Origin of the sequence: Corallococcus sp. AB049A (assembly GCF_003668885.1) — a bacterium.
Classification (GTDB): Bacteria; Myxococcota; Myxococcia; order Myxococcales; family Myxococcaceae; genus Corallococcus; species Corallococcus interemptor.
In genome coordinates this window covers 1-8,964 of sequence record NZ_RAWL01000361.1, presented here as the reverse complement: position 1 = coordinate 8,964, position 8,964 = coordinate 1, and the positions used below count along the sequence as shown (strand labels likewise).

Below are 8,964 nucleotides of genomic sequence, written 5' to 3'. Positions count from 1 at the left end.
GGGCCCAACGACGCCTGCTGGTGCGGCAGTGGCTCCAAGTACAAGAAGTGCCACCGTGGCGCGGACACCGTGGAGGCCCGCAAGAAGGGCACGGACACCAACCGCAAGGGCATCCGCCCCGGCATCGTCAGCCCCCGCCGCGTGGTGCCGCTCACCATCGCGCGGCCGGACTACGCGGACTCCATGGCGGGCCGTCCCTCGCGCTCGCGCAACGAGCCGGACGTGAAGTCGCCGGACGTCATCGCCCGCATGCGCCGCGCCTGCCAGGCCGCCGCGCAGGTGCTGGTGGAGACCGCGCAGCACGTGCGCGTGGGCATCACCACGGATGAGCTGGACGCCATCGCGCACGAGGCCTACCTCAAGCGCGGCGGCTACCCCAGCACGCTCAACTACCACAAGTTCCCCAAGTCGCTCTGCACCTCCGTCAACGAGGTCATCTGCCACGGCATCCCGGACAGCCGCGCGCTGGAGGACGGCGACATCGTCAACCTGGACATCACCATCTACCTGGATGGCGTCCACGGCGACTGCTCGGCCACGTACCTGGTGGGCAACGTGGAGCCGCAGCACCAGCGCCTGGTGCAGATCGCGAAGGAGTGCCTGGACATCGGCATCGCCGCGGTGAAGCCCGGCCGGCCCATCAGCGACATTGGCCGCGCGGTGGAGGCCCACGCCGTGAAGAACGGCACCAGCGTGGTGCGCGCGTACTGCGGCCACGGCATTGGTGAGACGTTCCACACCGCGCTCCAGGTTCCGCACTACTACGAGCCGGAAGCCGACACGATCATGCAGCCCGGGATGATCTTCACCGTGGAGCCCATGATCAACCAGGGCCACTGGGACCACCGCACGTGGAACGACGACTGGACCGTCGTCACCGCGGACGGCCTGCGCAGCGCGCAGTTCGAGCACACCCTGCTCGTCACCGACACGGGCGCGGAGATCCTCACCGTCCCCTGAGCGCTTCCCGCTCCTGAAAACACCACGGGCCCCGGACGCGTACCGCGCATCCGGGGCCCGCTTCATTTCCAGGCGGTGACGGCTTATGCCCGGCGGCGGCGCAGCTTCAGCGCCAGGCCGCAGAGCATCAGCAGGCTGGTGGCGCCCAGCGGGCCGGGCACCGTGCTCTGGCAGTTGCAGCCGTCGGACTCGTCCGGGTCCTGGGGATCCTGCGGATCACCCGGGTCCTGCGGATCCGGATCCGGATCCGGGTCCACCACGGCGTCGTCGGTGACGAACACGGCGGTGCTGCGCGCCGGGACCGTGAAGCCGCCCGTGGCCGCGTCGTACGCGGACGTGCGCACCACCGGGTCCGTGGACGCCTGGAGCACCGGGTGCAGCTTGAGCTTCAGGGACTTGTACCCGTCCGACTTGAACGTCTGCGCGTCGTCCGTGCCGTTGAACAGCACGATGGCGCGCTTGCCCTCCGCGTTCGTGCCGTGGTCCTGCATGGCCATCACGATGAGGCCCGGGATCTGGTCCGGACCGGTGTTCTCGAAGCGCACCAGCTGCTTCACCTCGTCACCGGTGCGCAGGCGGAACAGCCGCGAGCTCTTGCGGATGGTCAGCATCTCCTCGAAGTGGTCGCGCGCGCGGAGAATGTCCGCGTTCGCCGGCTTGAGCGCCGGGTCCGCCAGCATGGGCCCGAAGAGCGGCCAGTTGCCGTTGTTCTCCGGGGCCGGAGGCAGGCCCACGCCCCAGTTGTTGGACTGGTAGGTCCAGTCCACCTTGTTGAACCAGTCACCGGAGTTGTAGCTGTTGCGGTCCAGCGACTTGGAGCGCAGCAGCTCATCACCCGCGTGGAAGAACGGGATGCCCTGGCCCAGCGCCACCAGCGACATGCCCAGGTTGTGCATGCGCACGCGCTCCGCCATGGGCAGGTCGCGCCGTGCCTTCAACTGGACCGCGTCGAACAGCGTCTCGTTGTCGTGCGCGGAGACGTAGGTGATGACCTCCTGCGGGTCCAGCGTGTAGCCCACGGGGGCCCCGCCGTTGTACTTCACCTCCTCGCCCTTCACGGACTTGCCGGTGGCGTCCACCAGCGGGTAGTCCTTCAGGTTGCCGGTGAGGCCCACGCGGATCCAATCGCCGTAGAGCAGCAGCCGGGCCTTCTGATCCGCCTCCGTGCCCTGGTTGGTGCTGTTGGGGGCGGACAGGAGGCCGCTGATGAAGCCCTGGTCCTGCAAGCCGCTGAAGGGGCCACCGCCGCGGGCCGCGTCGCGCAGGCGGTCGTTGAACGTGCCAATGCCCGTGCCCGCCATGTTGAGCTGCGTGGCGTTCTCTCCGCGCGCCTTGTTCTGCACCTCGCCGAAGTCCCAGCCCTCGCCGTAGACGTAGATGGCCTTGCCGTCCACGCCGTCCTTCTCCACGGTGAGCGCGTCCAGCGTGGCGCGCAGCTTCACCATGTTGGATTTCATGTGGTGGCCCATCAGGTCGAAGCGGAAGCCGTCCACCTTGTACGCCTTGGCCCACGTCACCACGGAGTCGATGAGCAGCTTCTCCATCATCGCGTTCTCCGACGCGGTGTTCTGGCAGCAGGTGCTCGTCTCCACGTTCCCGTCGTCGCTGAGGCGGTGGTAGTAGCCGGGGACGATGCGGTCCAGGACGCTCTTGGCGTCCTGCCCGGAGGAGTTGGTGTGGTTGTAGACCACGTCCATCACCACGCGCAGGCCGTGCTGGTTGAGCGACTGCACCATCTCCCGGAACTCCACCGTGCGCGTCGTGCCCTGCGCGTTGGTGGAGTAGCTGCCCTCCGGCACCGTGTAGTGGTACGGGTCATAGCCCCAGTTGAAGCCGTCCAGGTCCGCCACGGCCTTCACCGCCGCCTGCTGCTGATCCGAGTCCGGCGGCAGCGACACCAGGTCGCCCTGCGGGTGCTTCTGCCCCGCGCGGTCCTCGTTGATGGTCGCGATGTCGAACACCGGCAGCAGGTGCACGTGCGTCAGGCCCGCCTTCGCCAGCCGGGTCAGGTGCTTCATGCCGTCCGAGTCCCGGGTGAACGCCTTGAACGTGCCGCGCTCGTTCTCCGGCACCGTCAGGTCGTTGATGCTGAAGTCGCGCGCGTGCAGCTCGTAGAGGACGATGTCCTCCGGCGCCTCCAGCGCGGGCTTCGCCAGCGTGCTCCAGCCCTGCGGCGCGAGCGTGGGGTCCGCCAGGTCGACAATCTGGCTCAGCTCGCTGTTGATGGAGAGGGCCACGGAGTAGGGGTCCGTGACGCGGTTGGTGACGACCTTGCCCTCCTTGCGGGCGTAGACCTCCACCTCGTAGAGGAAGAAGCGGTTCTTCCACGACGCGTCGCCCGTGACGCTCCAGACGCCCTTGGCGCCGGCCGTCATGGGCACGCGGGTGGTGGTGGACGTGGGGGTGCCGTCCGCGAACAGGAGCAGGTTCACGCTCTTGGCCGTGGGGGCCCAGACGCGCAGCGTGGGGATGCCGTTCTCGAACGTGGCGCCCAGCGGGCCGTCATACGCGTCCAGGTCGTCCAGCACGCCCGCGAACTGCGCGCTGGTGGCGTCCAGCACCACGCCCGCCGCGTTCGTCGCGGACAGGGCCACCTGACCCTTGAGCCACGTGGCCGCGTTGGCCACGTCCGCCTCGGCCAGCTTCAGCACCGTGCGGCCCTGGAGGTTCTTGAAGCGGTCCGCCTGCGCGGGGGTGAGGCCCGAGGGATCCACCGTCAGCGTCACCGCGCTGCCACCCTGCACGCCGGTGCTGCTCAACGTCATGCCGCCCGTGGGCGCCGTGTGCAGCTTGAACACCGTGCCCGCGGGGGCCGCGACCTCCGGGGTCCACACCAGCGTGTCGCGCGCAATCCAGTGCGCCCGAGCCAGCAGCAGGTTGCCCGCCGGAGCGTCCGCGGCCCGGATGGTCACCTTCTTGGACGCACCGGAGTCGAAGGTGAAGATCATCTCCTGGCCATCCCTCTCCACCTCGAACGCAGCGTTGCTGCCGGGGTAGGCGGTGGTCCACTGCTCGTCGAGCGCGACCTTGCACTCGTAGTTGCCCGCGGCCAGCGCCTTCGTGGTGAAGGTGTAGATGCCGTCGCCGTCCGGGTCCTGCATCATCGAAGCCAGACAGTCCGGCTGCCAGTCACCCGGACAGCCCAGCTCGCTCTGGAACGAGCCCGCCACCGTGGCGATGGTGCCGGAGCGGTTGCTCGTCACGTACAGCGTGTTCGCGTCGAAGTAGAACTTCACCGCGCCCGCCGTCGTCTGGTTCAGCACCACGTCCGCGCCGCCGGGGCCGCCGTGCGTCTGCGACAGCGAGCCGTCCAGCGCGACCTTGAAGTGCCAGGTGCCCACCGGCACGTTGAACGAGCCCTGCCACTTGTCGTCGTTCGTGTCGTACGCCAGCGCCGTCTGCGCGCAGGTGGGGTCGTTGTCCGCGGCACAGCCCGCTTCGCTCTGCAGATCGCCAATGACAGTCACGGACGTGGGCGCCGCCAGCGACGACAGCGGGACGAGCGCGGTCATCAGCCCGCCCAACGCGAGCGCTCGCGTCAAACGGGGTCCTGCGAATGGAACTCTCAGGGGAAACCTCCAGGGGGGGTGTAAATCCCGGGCACGGTACCAGCCGCTCCTGTCCCGGGAGACCCTTGGGCCGATTTCACGGTTTGCGTGACCCACTGGATGATCCGAGCCGGAGCCCGCGCATCCACCCCGTGACGTCGGATGGAAAAGGGCGTCCAACCGAGACGCAGTGCGGCAGGAACCGCGCGCTCCGTTGAGTCCGCTCGCGCCATGCGTCACACGGATGTGCAGAGGAAGACATCCGGGACGTGCCGCGTTGCGGCATCAGCCGATTGTCCCGACGGCCCTTCACCCCTTTCCAGACTGTTGGATACAGTGCCGCGCCCAGATGTCCTCCAGTCTCCCCTGCCCACAACCGAACGCTGTCTCCCACCCCGGTCGGTGGCGCCCGATGCTCCAGGGCCTCGTCGCCCTGTGTCTGGCGGGGTGCGCCACGGCCCCCACGCCGACCCAGCCCGCGCAGGAGCCCGCCGCGACGCAGCCGGCCGCTCCGGCAGCCCCCGCTCCCGAACCCGTGAAGGAGGCCGCTCCGGCCCCGGCCCAGGCTCCCTCCCAGGCTCCGGCGACGAAGGAGCCCGCGCGGCCCTGGGCGGACGAGGTGCTGTACTTCGTGGTGGTGGACCGCTTCGCGGACGGCGACCCCTCCAACAACGAGAAGGGGGACGTGAAGGCGCCGGGCACCTTCCACGGCGGGGACCTGAAGGGGCTCACCGCGAACCTGGATGAGCTGTCCTCGCTGGGCGTGACGGCGCTGTGGGTGACGCCGCTGCTCAAGCAGATCCCGGGCTTCGTCACCGGCTCCGGCTTCCCGGACTGGGGCTACCACGGCTACTGGGCGGACGACTTCCACTCGCTGGATCCGCGCTTCGGCACGGAAGAGGACTTCAAGGCGCTGGTGGACGCGGCGCACGCGCGCGGCATCCGCGTGCTGCTGGACGTCGTCTACAACCACCCGGGCTACAACTCCCGGTACCTGAAGGACCACCCGGACTGGCTGCGCTCGGAAGACAAGGGCACCTGCGGCTCGGATGATCTGACGTCGTGCGTGGCGGGCCTGCCGGACTTCAAGACGGAGCGGCCGGAGGTGGCGAAGTACCTGCTGGACGCGCAGATCGACTGGGCGAAGCGCTCCGGCGTGGACGGCTTCCGGCTGGACACCGTGAAGCACGTGTCCCACGACTTCTGGAAGGAGCACCGCCGCCGCACGCGCGCGGAGATCTCCCCGGACTTCTTCCTCCTGGGCGAGCTGTGGGGCGGCGACGTCGAGGGGCTGGCGCCGTACTTCACCCCGGATGAGATGGACGCCGGGTTCGACTTCGCCTTCCAGGGCAACGCGCTGGGCTTCGTGCAGGGGCGCGGCCGCGCGGTGGCGTTCGACCGCTATCTCCAGTCCCGCTCGAAGGTGACGCCGGGCCACCACCTGTCGCACTTCCTGTCGTCGCACGACGTGGACGGGGCGCTGCACCAGCTTCAGGGCAACGTGCCGCTCTTCCGTCTGGCCGCCACGCTGCAGCTCACCACCAGCGGCATCCCCGTCATCTACTACGGCGAAGAGGTGGGCCGCGCCGGCGGTGACTGGCCCGCGAACCGCAGCGACATGCCGTGGGGCAAGCAGGCGGTGAAGCCTGGCGCGGGAAAGAAACGCGACGAGGCCTTGCGCGAGTATTACAAGCGCCTCATCGCCATCCGACGCGCGCACCCGGCCCTGTCGCGCGGCACGCACGCGCCGCTCAACACGGAAGGCGATGTGTATGTCTTCCAGCGCAAGGACGAGGCGTCCGGCGACACGGTGGTGGTGGCGGTGAACCGCGGCAAGACGAAGGGCACGGCTTCAGTGCCGTGGCCGGAAGCGTGGGCGGGCGTCGGCGAGGTGGAGGATTTGCTGAACGGAGGGCGGACGAAGGCTGGCGCCACGCTGGACCTGGCGCTCCCGCCGCTGTCCGCGCGCATCCTCGGGCGCGTGCCGTGAGGCACCCGGCGGGGCGTGCGCAGAACCAGACCCGGACGTGCTGTTGTCACCGGCGCGAGCGGGGCTCTTGCTGGAGGGCCTGATGGCCGGCGTGTCGTTCAAGGACGTGGCGAAGCGTTACGGAGACGTGTCGGTCATCGAGGGGCTCAACCTCGATATCCGCGACCATGAGTTCATGGTCCTCGTGGGGCCGTCCGGTTGCGGCAAGTCCACGGCGCTCCGGATGATCGCCGGCCTGGAGGAGATTTCAGGGGGCACCATCTCCATCGGTGAGCGCGCGGTGAACGCGCTGCCGCCGAAGGACCGGGACGTCTCCATGGTGTTCCAGAACTACGCGCTCTATCCGCACATGTCCGTGCGGCAGAACCTGGAGTTCGGCCTCAAGATCCGCAAGACGCCCAAGCCGGAGATGGACAAGCTGGTGGACGAGGCGGCCGAAATCCTCGGCATCTCGCACCTCCTGGACCGCAAGCCCAAGGCGCTGTCCGGCGGCCAGCGCCAGCGCGTGGCCCTGGGCCGCGCCATCGTGCGCAAGCCGGCGGTGTTCCTCTTCGACGAGCCCCTGTCCAACCTGGACGCGAAGCTGCGCGTGCAGATGCGCTCGGAGATCAAGAAGCTGCAGCACCGGCTGCAGGTCACGTCCGTCTACGTCACGCACGACCAGATCGAAGCGATGACCATGGGCCACCGCATCGCGGTGATGAAGGACGGCAAGCTCCAGCAGCTGGGCACCCCGCTGGAGGTCTACGAGAAGCCGGTCAACGTGTTCGTGGCGCAGTTCATCGGCACGCCGCCCATCAACATGCTCACCGCCACGCTGGACGCGGACGGCGCGTCGCTCACCGGTGACGGCTTCAAGCTGCCGGTGCCGCAGAAGCTGCGCCCGGCGACGGCGGGGAAGGGCGGCCGCAAGGTGAAGCTGGGCCTGCGCCCGGACAACATCCTGCCGGCGGGCAGCGCCGCGCGCGGTGAGTCCGCGCCCGCGGAGGCGCGCGTGGAGCTGGTGGAGCCCTTGGGCAACGAGCTCATCGTGCACGCCCGCCTGGGAGACAACCCGCTGGTCTTCCGCCTGCCCCCTCAAGCGACCCCGGAGCCCGGCGCCTCCATCCCCGTGACGGTGGAGCTGGAGTCCCTGCATCTCTTCGACGCTGAATCCGAGCTTCGGCTTTCCGTTTGATACCCCGGAGGATTTTCCCAATGACGCACCTGCGAACGTTGCTCGCGGCCTTCTGTCTGTGCGCAGTCGGCCTGTTGCCCGTCCCGTCCTTCGCCGCCACGGAGCTGGTGCTCTGGCACGCCTACCGCGCGGAGGAGAAGGCCGCGCTGGAGAAGGTGGTCGCCGAGTACAACAAGGCCAACGAAGGCAAGGTGAAGGTCACCACGCTGGCAGTGCCGTACGACGCCTACGCGGACAAGATCTCCGCCACCGTGCCGCGCGGCAAGGGGCCGGACCTCTTCATCTTCGCGCAGGACCGCCTGGGCGGCTGGATTGAAGCGGGCAACACGGTGGAGCCCATCGACTTCTTCCTGGATGACGCGACGAAGAAGCGCTTCATCCCCACGACGATGGAGGCGATGACCTACCGCGGGACGGCGTACGGCCTGCCGCTGAACTACAAGGTCATCACGCTCATCTACAACAAGAAGCTGGTCCCCACGCCGCCCAAGACGTCCGGCGAGATGGTGACGATGGCCAAGAAGCTCACCGACGCGAAGGCGGGCCGCTTCGGTCTGGCCTACGCGTACAACGACTTCTACTACCACGCGGCGGTGATGAACGGCTTTGGCGGCGGCGTGTTCGACGCGAAGAACGCCCCCACGATGAACTCGCCCGCCAACGTGAAGTCGGTGGAGCAGGTCCTCAAGTGGAAGAACAAGGACGCCATCCTCCCCGCGGAGCCGTCCAGCGCGCTCATCACCTCGCTCTTCAACGAGGGCAAGGCCGCGATGGTGTTCTCCGGCCCGTGGTTCCTGGGCGAGGTCGCCAAGAACGTGGAGTACGGCCTGGCCCGGCTGCCCACGCTGGATGAGAACAAGGGCACGCCGATGAAGCCCTGGATGACGGTGGAGGGCGTGTACGTGGCCGCCCCGTCGAAGAACAAGGAAGCGGCGTACGACTTCGCGAAGTTCCTCACCGACGCGGGCCCCGGCAAGACGCTGGCCCTGGAGGGCCGCCAGAGCCCCGCGAACCAGGCGGTGTACCAGGACGCGAAGGTGGCCGCGGATCCGCTGCTCAAGGCGATGAAGGACCAGGTGGACGTGGCGGTGCCCATGCCCAACCTGCCGGAGATGTCCATGGTCTGGACCCCCGCCACCAGCGCGATGAACACCGTGTTCAAGAACACCGCCACCCCCAAGGCGGCCCTGGACGCGGCCCAGAAGAGCGTGGCGAAGGACGTCGCCGGCCTGCGCAAGAAGTAAGTGAGGAGCTGAAGTGAGCCAGAACGCCCCCCAGCAGCCCCCTTC

5 protein-coding genes are annotated in these 8,964 nt (G+C 68.6%); 4 read left to right on the top strand and 1 reads right to left on the bottom strand.

What is annotated here, in order from left to right; genetic code table 11:
* Window positions 1–960 (top strand): type I methionyl aminopeptidase (gene map, locus D7X55_RS29940; RefSeq protein ID WP_121724850.1); only part of this gene is annotated, 960 nt, incomplete at its 5' end.
* Between the two features lie 83 nt (window positions 961–1,043).
* Here map and pulA read toward each other — a convergent pair.
* Window positions 1,044–4,502 carry a pullulanase-type alpha-1,6-glucosidase gene (gene pulA, locus D7X55_RS29935; protein ID WP_121724849.1) on the bottom strand — a complete coding sequence of 1,153 codons (3,459 nt, stop codon included), beginning with the start codon at window positions 4,500–4,502 and terminating at the stop codon, window positions 1,044–1,046.
* A gap of 418 nt (window positions 4,503–4,920) precedes the next feature.
* Between pulA and D7X55_RS29930 the strand changes: the two genes are divergently transcribed.
* The 3 genes from D7X55_RS29930 (at window position 4,921) to D7X55_RS29920 (ending at window position 8,919) form a co-directional block, all read left to right on the top strand.
* On the top strand, window positions 4,921–6,498 hold the full coding sequence (locus D7X55_RS29930; protein WP_120548893.1) for an alpha-amylase family glycosyl hydrolase: 1,578 nt from the start codon (window positions 4,921–4,923) through the stop codon (window positions 6,496–6,498).
* A gap of 82 nt (window positions 6,499–6,580) precedes the next feature.
* Window positions 6,581–7,675, top strand: coding sequence for an ABC transporter ATP-binding protein (locus D7X55_RS29925; RefSeq protein WP_121724848.1), 1,095 nt, complete (start codon window positions 6,581–6,583; stop codon window positions 7,673–7,675).
* Between the two features lie 20 nt (window positions 7,676–7,695).
* Entirely contained in the window at window positions 7,696–8,919 is a 1,224-nt protein-coding gene (locus D7X55_RS29920) for an extracellular solute-binding protein (protein WP_121724847.1), read from the top strand.
* Window positions 8,920–8,964 lie beyond the last annotated feature (45 nt).